At 62.0% G+C, this 829-nt stretch carries 3 protein-coding genes; all 3 read right to left on the bottom strand.

Features of this window, described 5'->3' with window-relative positions:
- Window positions 1-147: 147 nt before the first annotated feature.
- Window positions 148-360 (bottom strand): hypothetical protein, encoded by a 213-nt coding sequence (locus JYP46_RS22025; protein ID WP_206549371.1) that lies wholly within the window; start codon window positions 358-360, stop codon window positions 148-150.
- Complete coding sequence (locus tag JYP46_RS22030; protein ID WP_206549372.1) at window positions 357-548, bottom strand: hypothetical protein; 192 nt, start codon at window positions 546-548, stop codon at window positions 357-359. The genes JYP46_RS22025 and JYP46_RS22030 overlap by 4 nt, the downstream gene beginning before the upstream one ends.
- The coding region (locus JYP46_RS22035) for a hypothetical protein (protein WP_206549373.1) at window positions 548-829 on the bottom strand (282 nt) is incomplete at its 5' end. The genes JYP46_RS22030 and JYP46_RS22035, both read right to left, overlap by 1 nt.

Consider the following 829-nt stretch of genomic DNA (forward strand, 5'->3'; position numbering starts at 1 on the left):
CACCGATGGACTGCATCGCGTCTGTGTCGAGATCGGTCATGGTTCAATCCTCAGTGGGGCGTTTCAAGGAACCCGACGAGCAGGGCGCTGATGACGATCAGAGCCAGAGCGCGGGCCGTGGGGTGTTCGGGGAATGGGAGGAGGGCGCTAAGCATTGGGCTGGCCCTCGGCTTCGGAGAGCGAGGCAAGAAACTGCTCCGCTTCTTCCTCAATCTTCCGGGCGCGCTCGACACGCTCCCATTGCTGCTTTCCGAGACCAGCCGGGTAGCGAACAGCCTCAAGCATGCGAGTGAGGTCGGTTATTGACCTGAGAGCCGCGCAGAGGTGGCGGTCCATTTCTGAAAGGCGGTTGTCCATCATGCTGCGCTCCTTCCCGACTGGTTGGGTGCAAGCGCATTGATCGCTGCCCGGAAGTCGTTCGCGGCTCTGATCTGCGCTTCTGCGTGGGAGAGTTCGCCGGCGTCGATCAGCACGAGGGCGCGGCGTAGCGCCTTGGACTCCTCGTGCAATAAGTCGGCTCGCTGGCGGGAGAATTCGAAGGAGGGCATCAGAGCGCCCTCACATACCGGCCCTCAGGGTCGTTCCCGCCGAGGCCGCGATAGGTGAAGCCCTCATCGGCAACAGCGAGCGCCTGCAAGGCCTCGTCGTTCTCGGCTGCGTTCGCAATCTCGGCGGCAATGGATTTCGTCAGGGCAGAGCCGTGGAACAGGTTCTTTCCGTCCACGTAGACGGCATCCACCGAAACCATTGGGACGCCCGCATCCAGTTCGACGGAAAGCTCAACCTCGCATTCCAGGTCGTAGACGACGCCAATTCCAAGCTTCTCGTC

The organism is Nitratireductor aquimarinus, from assembly GCF_017255295.1.
Taxonomy (GTDB): domain Bacteria; phylum Pseudomonadota; class Alphaproteobacteria; order Rhizobiales; family Rhizobiaceae; genus Nitratireductor; species Nitratireductor aquimarinus.

What these genes read in the sequence shown, in the direction of transcription:
- JYP46_RS22025 (WP_206549371.1), bottom strand. Translation starts at nt 360, where the DNA reads ATGATGGACAACCGCCTTTCAGAAATGGACCGCCACCTCTGCGCGGCT.
- JYP46_RS22030 (WP_206549372.1), bottom strand. Translation starts at nt 548, where the DNA reads ATGCCCTCCTTCGAATTCTCCCGCCAGCGAGCCGACTTATTGCACGAG.